Raw genomic sequence first — 18,972 nt, forward strand, 5'->3', positions numbered from 1 at the left:
CATCATTCTGTCTTTGTTCACTATTAGCATCACCTTAACGGCATGAGTTGCTTTCTCATTTTATTGTTTAAGGTGACATGAATAAACTTCCCTTTGAGTTAGATACGCTGCAACAACTCATTGATACTCATCATCTTAAGTTGCAGTATCAAATTCTTGCCGACATCCCATTTCGTCACGAACATTTTCCTCTCTACAGTGTTGAACTGGGCGGGGGAGATAAGCCCTGTCCGACAGTACTCTTTGTGGGCGGCGTGCATGGGGTTGAACGTATTGGCTCTCAAGTCATCTTGGCATTGCTGAACAGTTTGTTGCAGCGGCTGGTGTGGGATAAACATCTACAACAGATGTTAACGGGCGTGCGGTTAGCTTTTGTGCCTGTGGTGAATCCCGTTGGTTTATTTATGGGAACGCGGGGTAATGGCAATCAAGTGGATTTGATGCGTAACGCCCCGATAGAATCCAGCGAAAAAGTCTCCTTTATGGTGGGAGGGCAGCGGATATCGTCGCGGCTGCCTTGGTATCGCGGCATGGGGGGAATGGAGCTTGAAACTACTGGCTTAGTTGCCTATGTACAGCAATTGCTGAGCCGCAGCACTAGTTTGATTTCCCTCGATGCTCACTCAGGCTTTGGCTTGAGTGATCATATTTGGTTCCCCTACGCCCATACGCGTACCGCCTTCGAAAATGCCAATTATATTTTTCATCTAAAACAATTATTTGAACAGAGTTATCCCCATCATGGCCATTATCGGCTCGCACCCCAGAGTCAGTTTTATCGCACCCATGGGGATATTTGGGATTACCTCTATCGCCAACATCAAGTGGCCGATCCCCATGCGCAGGTACCGTTTCTGCCTTTGACATTAGAGATGGGATCCTGGGCTTGGATTAAGAAAAATCCCAGACAAATATTTAATTTTGCAGGTTTTTTCAATCCGCAGAAAACACATCGTCATCACAGAATTTTACGCAGGCACACAGTGCTGATGCAATTTATGATGGAAGCGGCCTACGCCCAATCGTTAGAGCAGTTAACGCCTGAACGTTTGGCTGAACTCACTGAGTGCGCGCGGCAGTATTGGTATCGGGAGCCACAGTCATGACAACTTGGGTGTTATTGCGGGGATTAATGCGTGATCAGCGCCACTGGAATGGCTTCGATCAGCGACTGCGACAAAAGGGGCTGCGAGTACTGACTCCTGACTTGCCGGGCAATGGAACGCTATCAACCGAGGCCAGTCCGCTTAAGATTGCTGACTATGCCCATGCAGTGTGGCAGCAATTGGATGAGCAGGTACAAGAAGGAGAAGGCATTTACCTTCTCGGTTTGTCTATGGGCGGTATGTTGGCACTGGAAATGGCGCGTCAGCGACCTTGGCAGATAAGGCATGTATTTGTACTAAACAGCAGTGCGGCTAATTTATCGGCTTGGTATCAAAGATTTAATCCACTGAATGCATTGAAGGCGTTTTTCTTGCGGGCTCGAGGTAAAGCCTTACATCCCATCGAGTCGACGATAGTGCGTTTAACCAGTTTTCGTCATCGGCGAGACTGCAGTTTAATTGCCGAATGGAGTGAATTTCGCCGCCAATCGTCGCCAACTATTCGTAACGCCTGGCGGCAACTGTGGGCGGCTTTTCAATATCAGTGTCCATTGACCGTGGAAGTGCCGATAAGTGTACTCTGTGGCGACCGTGATGCGTTGGTGAGCATGGCATCGAGCAAAGCCTTGGCACAGCACTTTCACACGGATTTGATAGTATTAGCGTATTGCGGCCATGATGCGGCCATTGATGCCCCTGCAAAACTGGCACATTATCTGTTGGCAATTGTGGCGCCGACTAAGTCGCAAACTGAGGTTCAAGAGGATGATGAACCTGCCCATGCGCAATATGTCCATACTCAATACAGTTGCAACGATTTACTGGAGGAAGAAATGGCCTTTAACGAGGCGATATTTTCAGTGTGGGATGAAAAAGCCCTATCCATTCTCCACAGTAAATCATCGACAGTAAATCATCGGCAATGAACAGCGCTAAGACGGATAACTCACTGCCGATTAGGCTTTAGCCACGACGGTTTGTCCTATCGGTGTTAGGCTGAGTAATGCCAGTTTAAGATGCTGTATTCCAAAGGGAATACCGATAATAGTCACAAAACAGGCTAAGGCATGGACCAGGTGGCCTATGGCTAACCAGATCCCAAACAGCAAGAACCAAATAATATTTCCCACCATGCCTAGGGCACCTGTGCCTAAATCGTCACGTCCGGTTAAGTGACGACGGCTGATTTGTTCTTGACCAAAGGGCCAGAAGGTCATTTCACCGATAACAAAGCAGGCGCGGCCAAAGGGAATACCAATAATGCTGATAAAACACAGGATACCTGCGAGCCACCAAGCGAGTCCCATTACAAATCCACCGAGCACAAACCAAGCTATGTTGAATATTAAGCGTAATACTGCCATTGAAAACTCCTTATGTTACTTTTTTAGCCATTATCGTTAGCTGTAATGAATGCTGTTAGCTTTGATAAACTGAATATATGCCAATGACTAAGCGAGAAACGTGCCAATTATTTTATTTTCAAAAATCAATATCTTACATCCGCCTGTTTAAGCTTCATTTGTGATTTTTACTAATTCTTCGCTAAATTGCTAATTTCTTAAGAGCAGAAGAGCAAAGGCGGCGTTACACTAGCCATTCCATCCAATGGCTTAAAAGCCTGAGTATTTAATCGTTTGAGTAGCCTGATGTTTGCAAATTCCCCCGTCGATATTTTTGCCTTTGCTGGTCGAGAAATATTTCTAAAACGTGATGATTTATTGCATCCAGCGTTTAGCGGCAATAAAGCGCGTAAATTCGGCTACTTTTTAGATCATGAGTTTGCAGGCATCAACAAGGTGATAGGTCATGGCTCACCCTTAGCAAACTCTTTGTATTCCCTATCTACATTGGCCAAGATGAAAGGCTGGCAGTGTGATTTTTATGTTGACCATATTGCCAGCCAGATTGTTAAGCATCCCACGGGGAATTACGCTGCGGCATTGGCAAATGGCGCCAATATTATCGACTTAAGTGAGTTAATGGCGCAAAAGCTGGCGTTTACTCAGTCGCAGGGTGAACCTCAGGTTTTATCTGGCCACAACGTTAGTTGTGAACCTGCTTTGCAAACGGGTAGTGCGCGACTGAGTTGCCAAGAGTATATTGAGACTCAGGTACTCGCGAATGAGCCGACGGCGCTTTTTATCCCAGAGGGCGGGCGTTGTTCCTACGCTGAATACGGGGTAAATGTATTAGCGCAAGAAATAGTGCAATTTGCGCAGGCGAATGATTTAGTCGATTTAACGGTATTTTTACCGTCGGGGACGGGGACGACGGCGTTATTTTTAAATCAGTACTTTATTCGTCAGCAAACGGCGATTCGTGTCGTGACTTGCGCCGTGGTGGGCGGCGATGATTATTTACGTTTGCAATTCTCTATGCTTAATCCAAATACTCTCGAGCATCCACAGATAGTGAATGTCGGCAAAAAATATCACTTTGGTAAACTCTACCCTGAATTCTATGCCATGTGGCAGCGCGTTTGTGCCTCAGGTATTCAATTTGAATTACTCTACGATCCCTTAGGTTTTATTGTGCTTGAGGATTATTTACAGCGTAGTGAACCAGGTCATGTGATGTATTTGCATCAAGGCGGATTATTGGGGAACGAGACTATGTTGCCGCGTTATCAGCGTAAATTTGGCCAAAGTAGCTATGCTCACGGTGCAGGATATTTACTTAGTGACGCTAAGACATAATGTGTTTGAAGCTGTGTCATGCCTAAGTTAAGCTTATGATATTGAATGATGGGGAATACTCATGACTGAAGCGGAATATCTTGCCAATTACGATCCTAAGGCTTTCAAGGCTCAGCTACTGACAGTGGATGCCGTATTGTTTACCTACCATGATCAGCAGCTTAAAGTACTCTTAGTGCAACGTTCAAACCATCCTTTTTTAGGTTTGTGGGGATTACCCGGAGGCTTTATCGATGAAAATTGCGATCAATCCTTAGAACAAACCGTATTACGTAAACTGCATGAGAAAACCGCGGTAGTGCCACCTTATATTGAGCAGCTTTGCACTGTGGGTAATAGCTGTCGCGATGTGAGAGGTTGGTCGGTGACAGTGTGTTACACCGCCTTGATGAGTTATCAAGCCTGCCAAATCCAGATTGATTCAGTGAGTGATGCTAAGTGGTGGCCATTAGAGGATGTGTTAAAGATGACCTTAGCGTTTGATCATCTGCAGTTAATTGAGCAAGCGCGGGAACGCTTAACACAGAAAGCCTTATATTCTTTAGTGCCAGGCTTTGCACTGTCTGAACCTTTTACCTTGCCAGAACTGCAGCATGTACATGAAGTTTTACTGGGTAAGCCTATCCAAGGTAAATCTTTTCGTCGGCGGGTTGAACAGGCCGATTTATTGATCGATACCGGATTAAAGCGCACTGAACGGGGGCGTCCTGCGAATTTATACCGCTTGAAACCCGATACCGCATCGTACCGATTCTTAAGAAATTTAGAATGTTGATCAAAGTCGTTGCAGATTGAAACGCGTTTTCATGGGGCTAATGACAACTGCTTATGTTTTAGATTTTGATATTACTCAACAGCTTTTTTCCTATTCAGTTACCTAAATTGCATATAGTGTCTAAAGGACACTATATGCAATTTAGGTATATCAATGGCTTTTATTTCGTCATAAATAGTCTAAAAATCAACTTTACATAATAATGTCTTTAAGACACTATTGGTTCTGTAGACAACAAGGGCGCCGTTAATTGCGGTAATCTTGCCATAGACAGGAGGTTAGTATGTCTCAACGTATTCAAGCATCTAAAAGCATTCAAGCGTATCAAGGCACAGTTAACACTCAACAACTGCAAGCCGATTTTTATCAGTTACCCGCAGCTAGTGATGAGGCTCATTACCGTTTATTTCAATTTGGCGCGGGGGAGAATCATGTTCAACTACTGGTTCCTCCAGCGAAACGCGTCACACTTTTCTTCGGCTATCGTGGCGATCATTCCATCATGCAGCTCTTGTTGTTAACTGATGCATTACGCCGCAGCGGTGCAGAGCAAATCGATCTGTTACTGCCTTATATGCCGGGCGCCCGCCAAGATAGAGTGTGTAATGTGGGCGAGGCCTTATCGGTAAAAGTCTATGCCAGCCTGATTAATCAGCAGCAATATGCTTCAGTCAGCATTTTTGACCCGCACAGCGATGTCACCGCCGCATTGTTAGACCGAGTGCAAGTTATTGACAACCACAGCTTTGTCGCCGCGATTGCAGCTCAATTATCGGGTGAGCTAGTGTTAGTCTCACCCGATGCGGGGGCGAATAAGAAAGTATTCGGCTTAGCTAAAGCGTTACAGGGAATGCCGGTGATCAGGGCCGATAAGCATCGTGATGTGGTCAATGGTCATATTATCGCTACTGAAGTGTTCTGTGATGATTTATCGGGCAAAACCTGCTTAATCGTCGATGACATTTGTGCTGGTGGCAGAACCTTTATCGAACTTGCCATCAAGTTAAAGCAAAAGGGGGCCCAAAGCGTCATTTTGATCGTGTCACATTATGAAGATAAGGCCAGCGAATCGGCTCTGCGCGAGGCGGGCATCGACAGATTATTTTGTACCGATAGTTTAGGTGTCCCTGCACATATTTCGAGCGAGTTCTGTGATTGCCATGCTGTTTTGAGTTATATGAATCATTAAGGAAAATATTATGTACTTGAATCCCGTTACCGCCATTGATGGCTACAAAGTCGACCACCGTCGTCAGTATCCCGATAATACTCAAGTGATTTTTAGTAACTTGACCGCCCGTAAATCCCGTCGTGGTTATACAGACCAAATGGTGTTTTTTGGCTTGCAGTATTTTATCAAGCATTTCTTGATCGACAATTGGAACCGTGATTTCTTTCAACAACCCAAGGATCAGATCATTCGCCAATTCTCCCGCCGTATCAATAACTATCTCGGGCCAAATAATGTCGGTACTCAGCATATTGAGGAGTTGCATGATTTAGGTTATTTACCAGTAAAAATCATGGCATTACCTGAAGGCTCAGTGTATCCACTAAAAGTGCCTTGCTTGGTTTTGTACAATACCGATGAGCGGTTCTTTTGGTTGACCAATTACCTCGAAACCATCCTTTCCGCGAATGTGTGGGGTATGTGTACCAGTGCTACAACCGCGCTGCAATACCGCAAAATATTTGAGACTTACGCGCTAGAAACCGATGGTGACATCGCATTTGTTGATTGGCAGGGCCATGATTTTAGTTTCCGCGGCATGTATGGTGCAGAGGCTGCGGTAATGAGCGGCGCCGCCCATTTACTCAGTTTTACGGGTACAGATACCATTCCCGCGATTGATTTTCTTGAGCAATATTACCGTGCCGATAGTGATCATGAACTTGTCGGTGGCAGTGTGGCCGCAACGGAGCACAGTGTGATGTGTGCGGGTGGTATGGAGAATGAATTAGAGACGTTCCGCCGTCTGATTGAAGATATTTATCCTAGCGGCATTGTCAGTATCGTTTCTGATTCTTGGGATTTTTGGCAGGTGATGACAGAGTTCACCGTTGCCTTAAAAGACCGTATTCTTGCGCGTGAGGGCAAAGTGGTGTTTAGGCCTGATACGGGTTGTCCGGTGAAGATCATTTGTGGTGATCCACAAGCAGCTGTGGGGAGCCCTGAGTATAAAGGCGCTATCGAGTGTTTGTGGGATGTCTTTGGGGGCAGCACAACTGCAAAAGGTTACAAATTACTCGATAGCCATGTCGGACTGATTTATGGCGATTCAATCACCATTGAGCGGGCTGAAGCCATTTGTGCCGGCTTAAAGGCCAAAGGTTTTGCGTCAACCAATATTGTGTTTGGGATTGGCAGTTTTACCTATCAACACGTGACCCGAGATACCGACGGTTACGCGGTGAAAGCGACCTTTGCGAAAGTTGATGGTAAAGACAGAGAAATATTTAAAGATCCTAAAACCGATGACGGTACTAAAAAATCAGCTAAGGGACTGGTTGCGGTGTTTAAAGATGAGCAAGGGCAATTTTATCTTAAAGATCAAGCGAGCTGGCAAGATGTTAACAATTGCGAGTTTGTCCCCGTATTTGCCGATGGTGAACTCTTAACTGAATATTCTTTGGCAGATATTCGCGCAAGGTTGGCAGAGTCCAGACGTTGAGCCTATAGAGTTGTAATTTTTAACGGCTATAGACAATAGCTAAGATAAAACTGGCAATGTGATTTCTATCAGGATCATATTGTCAGTTCAGTTCAGTTCAGTTCAGTTCAGTTCAGTTATGAATTTATGTTCAGTCGTATAAGTAAAACGCCCCATCAATAGTTAAATGCAAATACAAGCGATTAAGGCAGCAACTGGTTTCGCTTAAGGATTTTATAGGTACGTTGGCCTATCTTTTCGAGGTTTTTTAAATCTTTTAGGCTGGGTATCGCATCTGAATATTGCCAATAGCTGATTTCTGCATCGAGCATTTCAAGCATTTTTTTCGAACAACCTAAACATTGTCCCTGGCACAATTGTGCTTCTTCTAAGTTGAGTGGAATAGTCGCTTTGATCTGGTTTATCAAGCTTTGCATGGCGATTTGGGTATTGGGTTTTGGCATAGAAGAGGTACTTAACAGTATTCATGGGAATGAATATTAGCGGATGCTGCAGTGGAAGTGGGTGATCTAAGCTGGATTTGACTCATTTGGTTCGGCAGGTATCTGTGTGAGAGAGATACAGCCTGAACCAAATGTGTTCGTCATGATGACGTAAAAAAGGATAGCGTGTTCGTGACATTCGGCTATCAGTTTACTTAAGTGTTCGGTACTGCGAAGAGAATGGAAACCGATTAAATACACTTGAGCAAACGGGGTATTACAGTACTTATTTCTAACTTATCGTCTAATTTATTTTTTGACTTATTTGTTTGCGGACAATAACCATTTCATAAAGCTGATGGCTTCTGTACGTTTTGAAAAAGTCTGTCTGTTTTTACCTTGACGATCGGTAAAAGCAATTGAGGTTTTATTTACTGAGATTGAATCTACAGGGAAGTTCACTGTAATTTCATGTCCATTAATTTTGTATGACATATGCCACACTCCTTTTTGTTAATTCACCCATAGGTGAGATAGTTGTAACTATAAAATATCCTTAGCAATTTGCGAAAGATTCGTTCTATTGAGTATCGAGGTTACCCCATCTTTGATTCATTAATCAAGAGATGCTTAATCGATAAATAATACATGCTGTCGATTATGCCAATGGACTAACTTGATTCTGCCAGTTGACCATAGCTTAATGACAATACTATGACAGTGTGGAGAACAGTAAGTTCACAGACATAACCACATGATTTTAGTGGTATCGAATGCTTGAGCTTATGGGGTTTTGCTTGTAGTAGGCTTTCTTTATGAGGACCGAACTCTGATTGCTAATAGTCAGGCTGGTTTAAAAAGGTAAACAACAAGGTGTATCTCAAAACGATGTGCAGTATATCAATATAAATAGCTTATGCAAGTTTAATTTTTATTCAATGTGATTATTTGTTGATTAATGTTGGGTTAACGTGAATTGTTTCTGGCTATTTATTTGATTTAAAGAATAAAGCTTGGCATAAGTTATGTTCTTATCTTGTATTTAGCGGTAATGCAGTGTGTCCATAATGCGGCTTTTTAGGCAAATAGAATGCAGCTACTACTAGCAAATTGAATTAAAAATTCTCGCAAAATAGAACAAAAAATCTCGCAAAAATAGAACAAAAATCCCACTGAAATAGGTTATTTCAATGGGATTAATGGCTTATTTCGTAACTGATAATTTAGCAACGGATTCATCTAAAAAAATTGAATAAATAAGTCACGCTACAGCGCAGGCAGTAGGCTTAATAAATCAGTTCACCTATGGGGTTAAGCAGCTTGCTTAGGCCTTTGGTAAAATGCAGTGGCGCATCTAACACTGTGTAGCATAAACAACCGTCAACGGTTTTTGGTGAGTGGTGATGTTGGCTATCGAGCACAATAAAATCACCTGGCACATAGTCACCATTAAGATCCGAAAACTCTCCAGCCAGTAATAGTGTTAGTTCATAACCTTTGTGGGTATGTTGCGGGATTTCACCTTGGGCATCTATGTGTAACAAGCTCGCGCGAGTGTTCATTTCATCGACATCAAAACGCATGCGACTGACTTTGCCTAGGATCTGCCAAGGACGAGCCAAATGCTGGCGAAATACCGACGGTACTGTGTAATGCTGTTGTTTAACTTGAATATTTAGAGGAGCATTATTAGGCACATCCGTTGCCGCAGGCTGAGCCATGATTTGCGCCAGCATAGCGTCAATATCCATCACTGGTACATTAGTAGCTTGAGTGTTTTCAGCAATATGTGCAGTGTGAATCGCAGTGTGAATCGTCGCTTTATCAGTATGCTTTACAGCATGAGCATCATCTTGATTTAAAGCCAAATTGGCGGCTTGCTCTGTTAATAGGGCAAGTTGCTCACGACACGTCTCACATAACGCGCAATGTGCTGATACCGCGATGGCCATCGACAAAGGTAAGTCCCCATTCGCATGGCTCACGAGTAATTCTTGTTGGGGATGATGCTTAATCATTGTGTGTCTCCAAGAAACTTTTCAACTTTTCTAGCCCGAGTCTTAATCGTGACTTTATGGTCCCTATTGGCACCTTGAGGGCATCGGCTAACTCTTGTTGAGTGAGTTCTTGCATGTAAATACCTTGCACGACTTGTCGTTGCGCGAGGGGAAGGGCATCAAGATGTTGGAGGAGTTTCGCCGTCAATTTATGATCAGTGAGTGTGTCTTGAGCCATGGTTGCATCGCACAATGGCCAAATATCATCGCCAAAGGTATCTTCTTTATTGTGTTGTACTCGTCTCAGCATATCGAAACACTGATTACGCATTATGGTAAACACCCAAGTTGTCACTGAGCCTTTTTCAGCATTGTACAGGTGGGCCTTAGTCCACACGCTGGTCATAGTTTCTTGAACTAAATCCATGGCTAAGCCTTGTTGATTCAGTCTTTGCAAACCAAAGGCGCGGATCTTGGGCATAAAATGCTGGAATAAGTGCCCAAAGGCGGCTCTATCACGCTTATCTGCTACTTGAAGCATGAACGTGATTAAAGCATCTGCTTGAGGCTCGCAGGTTTTAACAGCGGGAATGTCGTTATCCATAGCCGAATGAGTCAGAGACGTGATAGGGCCATGATACCGATTTTGCCTGCTTTGTGATTGAATATTTTCCATTATTTTCGCTCTTATCACAGTCGTTAGTCCTGATGTTGACATCAGTAACGACAACATTGAGAGGCTTGATTCGTTTCTGAGCCCAGTTTTACTGTCAAACTATCAATCAATACGGACTGGCTTAAATAAAGGATCATTCACAGGGCTATTTTATCACGGCTCTCAATAGGTCTCGGGTCATAATATGATCTAAGGCATTAATGCAGGTGTACTTTTCGGAGGCTTGCACGGGTAATATTTCTAGCCAGCGTTGGCAGACCCAAGCAATATCCTCGAACTGTTCCGCTTGGTAGTGCTTGAGATGTTGCGGATATTCCTTGATGATATTTTGTAACATTTGGCTCAAGTAACGCTCATCGGTCGCAATACGTACAGCAGGCCAATTGTCGATAAAGCTAACATCGCCGCGCTTTAATCCATCGTCTTCGACACGGATTTCATTGAGTTTAAAGCGCTGCGCACCTTGAATACTGATCCCTAAAAAGCCATCGGGTAGGGTTTCAAAATCAATAATATGCACTAAGGTGCCTATGGGCTGAATAGTTTTACCATCCTCTTCGAGCATACATAAGCCGAATCCTTCGCCTGACTTTAACGATTCGGCGACTAAACGCTTATATCTAGGTTCGAATACCCGCAGTTGTGTGTAACCTTCGGGCAATAAACAAATGGGTAGTGGGAAAAGAGGTAATTTCATCGTGGCCTCTGGTGAACTTATGTTCCTATCATTACGTACCATAGTGGCAGTTCGATCAGTAAAATTATTCAACAATAGTTTACCCATATTTAGAGGATGGCATGAAATTAAATCCATTTGAAAAAAAGCTCGTTCAGCATCCAATACGTTTTTGGCTACAAAATCATCTCGAAGCGCCTTTACTGACTTCTATGATGCCTAAACCTATGGCCCGCTGCGAGCGTGCATTAGAAATCGGCTGTGGGTTTGGTAATGGTATTCAGTTGATCCGCGAGCATTTTGGCGCAGGACATATCACGGCCGTGGATATCGACCCCGAAATGGTTGCAGCGGCACAGTCCCGTTGGCAAGCTCGGCCGCAGGGCTTAAAAGGGCTGAGTTTCTCGGTTGCCGATGCTTCTAGTCTTCCCTTTGCCGATGGCGAGTTTGATATGGTGTTTGATTTTGCCGTATTCCACCATATTCCAGATTGGCAGGCGGCCATTAAGGATGTTGCAAGGGTACTGAAACCAAACGGTTACTTTGTGATAGAGGATTTATATCGCGCGGCGATTTGTAATCCATTAAGCCGACGCTTATTTGAGCATCCACAGCAAAATCGGTTTAATCACCGCGAGTTGTTACTTGTGCTGCGTCAATCGGGGTTTGAGATAATCTGCGACAGAAATGCCTTGGATCTTGCGGGCATGGTGCTTGCCCAGAAAGTGCAGCGTTAGGCGACAGTGTCGCTGACCTAAATTGAATATGCGTTTTGAATGGGTTGAATATTCGCGCTTTTGCTAATATTCACACTTATGCCAAAGCCAAATGTTTTGGCTATTTCGCCGCTTGAGCACAGACATGAGCCGACAGCGCCATTGATATTCGGGGTGGAGTAAACCAAGTTAGCGACGTAATTTTGCGAGAGTGGTTGTAATTTTTAGATAAAATAGCACCTCGGCATGGTTCTTCATGGAAGTTTACCGCTATAATTTGAGCTAATCCGTCGCATGTGAGGAAAGGATTTTCCTCAAGAGTAGAGAAGCAGCATTATGGCAAACGTACTTGCAACCGTAGATCAGCGTACCAAACTCGTGGGTGAGAACCGCCTCGAGTTGTTGCTCTTTAGTATTAATTCCACGCAGTTATTTGCCATCAACGTCTTTAAAGTTAAAGAAGTGGTCAAGCTTCCTCCCCTTAATGCTATGCCTGGGAGTCATCCTCATATTTATGGTGTTGCTAATATTCGCGGCATTTCTATCCCTGTGATTGATTTACGTTCGGCGATTGGGTTTAAACCTTTACCGCCGGATGATGATGCCAATATGATCATCACAGAGTATAACCGCAGCGTGCAGGGCTTCTTAGTCGGCAAGGTTGAGCACATTATCAACATGACATGGAGCGATATCATGCCGCCGCCGAAAACGGCAGGGCGCAATAATTATTTGACGGCAATTACCCGCATCGAGCACCAAGGCAAATCGCAACTAGTGTCGATTATCGATGTAGAGAAAGTGCTAGCTGAGATTATTCACTACGATATTAGGCTTTCTGAAGGTGTGCTCGATGAAACCTTAGTCCATGAAATGCCAGGCAGAAAAATCTTGATCGTGGACGATTCATCGACCGCAAGGCGTCAGGTGCGTGAAACCTTAAGCCAACTAGGTATAGAAATCATTGAAGCCTCGGATGGCTTGCAGGCGCTGACGTTATTACAGAAATGGCGTGATGAAGGTAAGCAAGTATCTAAAGAATTACTGATGATGATTACCGATGCCGAAATGCCCGAGATGGACGGCTACAAACTGACCTCTGAAGTTCGCGGTGATAAAGCTATGTCAGATCTATATATTACCTTGAATACTTCACTGAGCGGCAGTTTCAACCATGCCATGGTTGAGAAGGTCGGTTGTGATAAGTTTATTTCTAAATTCCAGCCGGATTTACTCGTGGAAGTGGTACAAGAAAGATTAAGACAAGTGATCAATCACTAAGCATCTTGAGATTCTACCTATCGGTGATTGTCCTTGTGTTGGTCATCGGTAGGCTCAGCGCTTTTAATAATTGCTTTTAATAACTGTTTTAAATATGGCTTGTTTATATCAGACTTTTAATATCAGCCATTCAATCGTCACCTTTCCATCGCTCTTGTTTAAATCCTACCAAATACCTTTTTATTTTACGTTCGATTACGAGGCGAATTCGGCTTCTACATCTTGTAATATTTGGCGTTTCATTTCTTTGGCGGCGGCAATATGGATGCGGGCGAGTCGTAGGGCATAGTTGAATCTTGTTCGGCCGACGAGGCGAACAAGTTCGGCAAAAAACTGAGGATCTAAGGTGAATTGCGTCGAGTAGTACTGGATTGCAGCATTAACTGAGTTAAAGGTCACGCCATCAAATTCGAAACCTGCGTTATAACCTTGGTCGTCAATTTCTTCGCCTTCTAATACCAGTGGCCAGCCGGGTGCATTGATACGGTCGCGGGCAATCTGGTACATCATCCAAGCACTTTTCTTAAAGCCTTCAAACACTTTGCAGGAAAATTCAGACTCGGCAAGTTCTTCTTCGGTCCAATTAATCCCAATCGCGAGGTGTTTTGCATAAATGCGCATCAGTGCATCTTTGACGGCCATACGACAATCCCATATTGAGCTCAAAGGATGTTGTTTGGCTAATCGTAAGCATTCGCTGCAGGCGGGCACGGCTAATGACGGATGTGGCGTATGTGTGTGGGCAATATATTCGAAGTGTTGATTGCTCGGTTCGCCGCAAAACCAACAGGTATGACGTTGGTCGAAGGGAATATCGATAAGCGGGATAGCAGACATCAAGGAATGAGCACCTCAGTCCTTGATGTCATATTGAAGGGATTAAACTTCTTCAACATCAACCAAATCTTTTGCTAAAACAATTGGATCAAGTTCAAGGCAATCTTCATCAGTCTGCCAATCCACACCGATCAATACACCATCGTCGTTGAGATCAGACACCCAATATTCCAAAAATTCTTCTAATGAAATAGCAACGGGTTGGTAGTCGTGCCATTCGTCGCTGCAATGGGATTTTGCAGTGGCTTCACTTGACCACAATGGCATCACATCTGTGTCTTCAAATTCTGAAGAGTCACAAACGACCCAGCCTTCGCCAGTTTCATCCATTAGACCCCAAAGCGTCTGATGTTGTTTTACATTTTTGATAAAGCCAGCCAAAGCCGCATTGATTTCAGTCATGATAGGTCTCTTTGATGTGTGCTGTTAACTTATCCATTATACGGTAACATGCTGCGATACCAAGGGATTCTTTGTTAAGATTTTTCTTGTGTTGGATAACTGAGCAATAAGCCGATGCCACAAGGTATTTATGGCGATAAGGATTGTGTTACGTGTCGCTATGGGTCAGGATTATTGGCAATGAGAAGCCTTGATGCTGCGTGCTTTGCTGACCAAGTGTGGCTCAGATAGAGGCTTTCCATGGGGGAGAAACATGTCTTCTATACCATTGGCCGTTAAAGGTTTTTTTAATAGAACCGTTAACTCGTTATGCCAAGGCGAATATCTCTCTAGGGCAATTCCCTCTCGAAGAAGGAAGATTGTCGTGTTTAGCCACAGCAGTGTGATGACTGTGTCATTATTGTGAAATCAAATATTGGAGTTGTTGATTTGATTAAAATTAAAGGGTTAACTTATCTCTTTGCGAGTATTGCCGCCTGTGTCAGCCTGAGTGCCTGTTCCAGCGTGCCTGCGGCGAGTGCCAGTACTAAGGCAAGCACTAACGCGAGCAGTAGCAACGCAAGTGGCATAGTCGCTGAAGCCAACCTAATGCCCGATATCAGTGCTAGCGTACAAGCGAATGCCGAGGCATTTCCGAGTTGTGTGACTGGGCTACAAGCGCGGGCGCGCACTGAAGGGCTGTCAGAGGCGACGATTAACTCGACCATTGCAAATTTGAAATTTGTGCCTCGGGTGATTGAGCTCGATCAGCAACAACCTGAATTCAGCCAGACATTCGATAATTATTTCAGTAAGCGCGCCACCGAATGGCGCGTCAACGAAGGCCGTCGTTTGCTGCAAAAACACAGCGTATTACTCAATCAATTAGCCAAAGAATATGGCGTGCCGCCGCAATATATCTTGTCTTTTTGGGGGCTTGAAACTAACTATGGTTCCTATAAAGGCAAGATGTCGGTATTGAATTCGCTCGCGACTTTGGCCTGTGAGCCACGCCGTAGCAATTATTTCACCATAGAATTGATGCAAGCTTTAAAGCTGAAAGAAAAGTATCAGTTTGATTATGACACTATGGTGGGATCATGGGCTGGCGCCATGGGACACACGCAATTTATGCCGTCGGCCTATGCCAAATATGCCGTCGACGGTGACGGCGATGGTAAAGCCGATTTATGGAATAGCACCACAGACGCGCTGACTTCCGCCGCGAACTTTTTACAGCACTTAGGCTGGCAGCGAAATGAACGTTGGGGCCGTGAAGTCTTATTGCCAAAGGATTTTAGTTACAGCCATTTAGGGGCAAAGCAGCCCTTGGCCTTATCGGAATGGGCCGCGCTCAATGTCACGCAAGCGAATGGTCAACCTTTGCCTGCCGTTGATATTCAAGCCGCGCTGTATTTGCCAGCAGGGCATACAGGGCCTGCCTTTTTAGGTTATGAGAACTTCAATGTGATCATGCGTTGGAATCGCTCTGAGTATTATGCCATCACAGTTGGGCATCTAGCCGATCGCATTAATGGGGGGTTACCTTTGACAGTGAGCCCGCCAGAACAGCCACGCTTAAGTCGCGAGCAAGTTAAGCAATTGCAAGCAAAACTGAATGAGGCCGGATTTGATGTTGGCAAGCCAGATGGCGTCTTAGGGCGTAACTCTGTGGCAGGGCTGCAAGCCTTTCAACGGAGCAAACAGATGATTGCCGATGGCTTCCCAAGCTCTGAGGTGTTTAGCGCTTTAGGACTATCACTGTAGCCACTGTCACTGTAGTTACTGTAGCCAAAAAGCGCTCGCTGCGGGTTTTGAGCGCTTTTAGGCCGGATAAAAAAGTGGAGTGAAAAGCTCAGTTTTGTTAAGCTCGGCCCACAATTGAAATCGAAGAAAATCAAAGGATATTCGATGAGCATTAAAGACGATATGGTTGTGCAGTTTAACTACACACTGCGTGACGAGAAAGGCGAAGTGATCGAGACGAACGAAGGTCGCGATCCGATTGCCTATTTACACGGCCATGACAATATGATGCCAGGTGTAGAAAACGCCATTAATGGTAAAGCCATCGGTGAAAAATTCACTGTGACTTTACCTGCTGCCGAAACATACGGTGAGCGCGTAGCGGATGCGGATGCGCACCAACGTGTGTCGGTTAAGCACTTATTGGGCGCGACTGCGTGGAAACCGGGTATGACTGCTGTGGTCAATACTGACCAAGGTCAACGCCAAGTGACTATCGTTAAAGTGGGTAAGTTTATGGCGACTGTGGATGTCAACCATCCATTAGCGGGCCGCGAACTGACATTTGATATTGAAGTCGTTGGTGCCCGTGACGCGAGTGATGAAGAAATCGCCCATGGCCATGCCCATGGCGCTGGTGGTCATCACCACTAATCTTTAGGCTTCGGACTCGGCTTCGAACTTGGCTTTTATCTGACTCAATGTGAGATGAATATAAGTTCAGTATGAGTTGAATGAATCGAGGCAGAAGATTGAATAGCAAAAGCCCAAACCTAGGTTTGGGCTTTTTTGTTTTTATGGTGCTAATGGCTTAATAGTTAGCGCAACTGCTAATGGCACTTAACACTAATCGCTCTTTATCTCATTAATGGCTATGTTCATGCTCGAGTGGTTTGTCGGCAAACATCATATCTAGACTTGCTTGGGTTTGTGGATGGTAGCCGCTGCGAGCCCTAAGATAGACACTCTTGGCCCAGTCGTACTGATCTGTGCTTGCAAGCTTTTGATATAACGGCACGATTAAGCGCATGCGACCAATATGGGTCAAGTGCTGTTTTAATGCGGGTAGTACCGTGTAATAGCCGTTGTCTAGGGCGAGTGAATACCATGCAAAAGCGATTTCACTGTTACCTGTGCCCGTAAAATGGAACGCCTTATCCAGCTCGGTAAGTTTGGCTTGGTCTAGATTGACTCTTGGCATTTCATTGATAAACCTTAACCACTGGTGCACTGTCCAAGTGCTGGTTTTCAACTCGCTTGCACTAAGTTTTCCGTCGAGCCAAGTTTGTCTTTGGGCATCGATATCATCGAAGGCGTGGGAATTGGGCTGCACTAAAAATGGCGGCAAACCTTGACCTTCAATCCAAGTATCCACTTCGGCCTCACTGACAACATTGGGATATTTGTTTAATAGATTCAAAGATAAATACTCACGGAACTGCGCCGTGGTAATGCTTTGAAATGCAAAATGATTGAAGTAGCTTTTCACAAAAGCATCGAAGCGCTCGCGGCCAAATTTCTGCTCTAAAAAGATTAAAAACAACTGGCCTTTAACATAAGGGACACCGCTGAAGGCCTCGTCGGGTGAGCGCTTTCCAAGAGCCACATGCAACACTGAATCGCCAGGCGTGAGTTCTGCAAGCTCGGCAAGCAGCTCTGAATAGCCGATGGTTTGCTCCATCAGCGCTCGGTCGCGGCCGTAGAGATCTTCCATAATGCGATTCTCTACATAGGTCGTAAAACCTTCATTAAGCCAGAGATCGCGCCAAGTGGCGTTGGTCACCAAGTTACCCGACCACGAGTGGGCAAGTTCATGGGCAATTAGACTCACTAAACTTTTATCACCCGCGATCACTGTTGGCGTAATAAACGAAAGCCGTGGATTTTCCATCCCGCCGAAGGGGAAGCTTGGCGGTAAAATAAGCAAGTCATAACGTCCCCAACGGTAATCGCCGTAACGTTTAGCGGCGATTTTGATCATCTCCGGCGTGTCGGCAAATTCCTTGCTGGCTTTGTCGAGGATTTCTGGCTCAGCCCAAATGCCCGAGATGTTATCTAAAGGGGCGAACTTTAAATGCCCGGCTGCGATGGCGATTAAGTAAGCTGGGATCGCCTGCGGCATAGTGAACTGGGTCTGCGTGCTCGACAGGGTTTTACGATCGGCACTCATGACCACAGTAATGGCTTTATCGGTAGTAATCGTTGCGCTATAGGTTTGGCGCACGGCTGGGGTATCTTGCAGTGGGATCCAGCTGCGAGCATGAATCGCCTGACTCTGACTGAACATAAAAGGTAACTGTTTACCTTGGGTTTGCTCAGGAGTTAACCATTGAATACCGGATGGATTATTCGACGTGTGATAATTGATTTTAACTTTTTGGGTAGCTTCATCGGCAAGTTTGATGGTTAGCGCCGCACCTTTTACAGCGTCCGCTTTGGCTAAGGTGAAGGGCACGCTTTGCCATTTCCCATTTGAATTCAAAGCACTCACGTTGTTAATCGTTAGATCTCGAGTATCTAAGATGAGTTCTTTCCCCGCCTTATGCCAAGCCAAATCAAGGGTGGCTTCGCCGGATAAGCGGCTTTGTTTAAAATCGATGGCAAGGGCTAGTTCAACATGACTCACGCTGACGTCAGTGTAATTGGCATAGGTCAGTGCATCTAGGTTCTGCTGCGTCTGTGCTTGTACAACAGTGGCACTAGGTTCAGCGGCTAACGTATTTGAAGCGCTATTGGCATAGGTGCTAGCAAGGAGTTGCAGCGCAAACAAAAGGGCGCTGCTTAGGACGGTACGTCGAAGTGAAAGCATTATTTAACAGCCTAATGATGAAGTATTTTTGCTCGAGTTTTGGGCGATAAGTGCACCAATTTGCTTGGTGTTCTATCGACCCATTCTATTTAGGGCAAAAGTTTACCTGATAATCCAGTGGATTTGTGATCTCACTGTTAGCTCAAATGTAATCAAACTTTAATGGCTCGTCTGTTGGG

General features: G+C 44.9%; 19 protein-coding genes. 10 read left to right on the plus strand and 9 right to left on the minus strand.

Annotated features, from left to right (window positions below; translation table 11 throughout):
- The first annotated feature begins 77 nt into the window (after positions 1-77).
- Together Q4Q46_RS12525 and Q4Q46_RS12530 are read left to right on the plus strand one after the other, a co-directional pair.
- The gene (locus tag Q4Q46_RS12525; RefSeq protein WP_311906095.1) at positions 78-1,106 is read left to right on the plus strand and encodes a M14 family zinc carboxypeptidase; all 1,029 of its coding nucleotides are present in this window, start codon (positions 78-80) and stop codon (positions 1,104-1,106) included.
- Entirely contained in the window at positions 1,103-2,032 is a 930-nt protein-coding gene (locus Q4Q46_RS12530) for an alpha/beta fold hydrolase (protein WP_371824895.1), read from the plus strand. The genes Q4Q46_RS12525 and Q4Q46_RS12530 overlap by 4 nt, the downstream gene beginning before the upstream one ends.
- Positions 2,033-2,062: 30 nt before the next feature.
- Here Q4Q46_RS12530 and Q4Q46_RS12535 read toward each other — a convergent pair whose 3' ends face one another.
- Entirely contained in the window at positions 2,063-2,470 is a 408-nt protein-coding gene (locus Q4Q46_RS12535; protein WP_006086172.1) for a YccF domain-containing protein, read from the minus strand.
- A 285-nt stretch (positions 2,471-2,755) separates the two neighbouring features.
- Between Q4Q46_RS12535 and Q4Q46_RS12540 the strand changes: the two genes are divergently transcribed.
- The 4 genes from Q4Q46_RS12540 to Q4Q46_RS12555 all read left to right on the plus strand — a co-directional run bounded on the left by Q4Q46_RS12540 (position 2,756) and on the right by Q4Q46_RS12555 (position 7,252).
- Entirely contained in the window at positions 2,756-3,805 is a 1,050-nt protein-coding gene (locus Q4Q46_RS12540) for a pyridoxal-phosphate dependent enzyme (RefSeq protein WP_311906096.1), read from the plus strand.
- 61 nt (positions 3,806-3,866) lie between these two features.
- A complete protein-coding gene (locus Q4Q46_RS12545) occupies positions 3,867-4,580 on the plus strand; it encodes an NrtR DNA-binding winged helix domain-containing protein (RefSeq protein WP_261273826.1) in 714 nt (237 codons plus the stop codon).
- 283 nt (positions 4,581-4,863) lie between these two features.
- The gene (gene prs / locus Q4Q46_RS12550; RefSeq protein WP_311906097.1) at positions 4,864-5,769 is read left to right on the plus strand and encodes a ribose-phosphate diphosphokinase; all 906 of its coding nucleotides are present in this window, start codon (positions 4,864-4,866) and stop codon (positions 5,767-5,769) included.
- A gap of 10 nt (positions 5,770-5,779) precedes the next feature.
- The gene (locus Q4Q46_RS12555; RefSeq protein WP_311906098.1) at positions 5,780-7,252 is read left to right on the plus strand and encodes a nicotinate phosphoribosyltransferase; all 1,473 of its coding nucleotides are present in this window, start codon (positions 5,780-5,782) and stop codon (positions 7,250-7,252) included.
- Positions 7,253-7,434: 182 nt separating this feature from the next.
- Here Q4Q46_RS12555 and Q4Q46_RS12560 read toward each other — a convergent pair whose 3' ends face one another.
- From Q4Q46_RS12560 to Q4Q46_RS12580, 5 genes are all read right to left on the minus strand, one after another.
- Positions 7,435-7,695: a hypothetical protein gene (locus Q4Q46_RS12560; RefSeq protein ID WP_220590521.1), complete on the minus strand. Its 261-nt coding sequence runs from the start codon at positions 7,693-7,695 to the stop codon at positions 7,435-7,437.
- A 300-nt stretch (positions 7,696-7,995) separates the two neighbouring features.
- Positions 7,996-8,169, minus strand: coding sequence for a hypothetical protein (locus Q4Q46_RS12565; protein WP_006082106.1), 174 nt, complete (start codon positions 8,167-8,169; stop codon positions 7,996-7,998).
- A gap of 791 nt (positions 8,170-8,960) precedes the next feature.
- Positions 8,961-9,692, minus strand: coding sequence for a ChrR family anti-sigma-E factor (locus Q4Q46_RS12570; protein WP_311906099.1), 732 nt, complete (start codon positions 9,690-9,692; stop codon positions 8,961-8,963).
- Entirely contained in the window at positions 9,685-10,347 is a 663-nt protein-coding gene (locus Q4Q46_RS12575; RefSeq protein WP_220777787.1) for a sigma-70 family RNA polymerase sigma factor, read from the minus strand. The genes Q4Q46_RS12570 and Q4Q46_RS12575 overlap by 8 nt, the downstream gene beginning before the upstream one ends.
- Before the next feature lie 145 nt (positions 10,348-10,492).
- Entirely contained in the window at positions 10,493-11,044 is a 552-nt protein-coding gene (locus Q4Q46_RS12580) for an LON peptidase substrate-binding domain-containing protein (protein WP_311900439.1), read from the minus strand.
- A 101-nt stretch (positions 11,045-11,145) separates the two neighbouring features.
- Here Q4Q46_RS12580 and Q4Q46_RS12585 point away from each other — a divergent pair, with 101 nt between their 5' ends.
- The gene (locus Q4Q46_RS12585) at positions 11,146-11,760 is read left to right on the plus strand and encodes a class I SAM-dependent methyltransferase (protein ID WP_311906100.1); all 615 of its coding nucleotides are present in this window, start codon (positions 11,146-11,148) and stop codon (positions 11,758-11,760) included.
- Between the two features lie 315 nt (positions 11,761-12,075).
- Entirely contained in the window at positions 12,076-13,020 is a 945-nt protein-coding gene (locus Q4Q46_RS12590) for a chemotaxis protein CheV (RefSeq protein WP_106650828.1), read from the plus strand.
- Between the two features lie 195 nt (positions 13,021-13,215).
- Here the strand turns inward: Q4Q46_RS12590 and Q4Q46_RS12595 are convergent, their stop codons facing one another.
- Both Q4Q46_RS12595 and Q4Q46_RS12600 read right to left on the minus strand, forming a co-directional pair.
- Positions 13,216-13,857 carry a hypothetical protein gene (locus Q4Q46_RS12595; protein WP_311906101.1) on the minus strand — a complete coding sequence of 214 codons (642 nt, stop codon included), beginning with the start codon at positions 13,855-13,857 and terminating at the stop codon, positions 13,216-13,218.
- A 42-nt stretch (positions 13,858-13,899) separates the two neighbouring features.
- Positions 13,900-14,259 (minus strand): DUF2750 domain-containing protein, encoded by a 360-nt coding sequence (locus Q4Q46_RS12600; RefSeq protein WP_006082098.1) that lies wholly within the window; start codon positions 14,257-14,259, stop codon positions 13,900-13,902.
- A 429-nt stretch (positions 14,260-14,688) separates the two neighbouring features.
- Between Q4Q46_RS12600 and Q4Q46_RS12605 the strand changes: the two genes are divergently transcribed.
- Positions 14,689-16,005, plus strand: coding sequence for a lytic murein transglycosylase (locus tag Q4Q46_RS12605; protein ID WP_311906102.1), 1,317 nt, complete (start codon positions 14,689-14,691; stop codon positions 16,003-16,005).
- A 144-nt stretch (positions 16,006-16,149) separates the two neighbouring features.
- Positions 16,150-16,638: an FKBP-type peptidyl-prolyl cis-trans isomerase gene (locus Q4Q46_RS12610; protein WP_006082096.1), complete on the plus strand. Its 489-nt coding sequence runs from the start codon at positions 16,150-16,152 to the stop codon at positions 16,636-16,638.
- 211 nt (positions 16,639-16,849) lie between these two features.
- Here Q4Q46_RS12610 and Q4Q46_RS12615 read toward each other — a convergent pair whose 3' ends face one another.
- Positions 16,850-18,793, minus strand: coding sequence for a M1 family metallopeptidase (locus Q4Q46_RS12615; protein ID WP_311906103.1), 1,944 nt, complete (start codon positions 18,791-18,793; stop codon positions 16,850-16,852).
- Positions 18,794-18,972: the final 179 nt, after the last annotated feature.

It is taken from the genome of Shewanella vaxholmensis (assembly GCF_031932135.1).
Lineage (GTDB): Bacteria > Pseudomonadota > Gammaproteobacteria > Enterobacterales > Shewanellaceae > Shewanella > Shewanella hafniensis.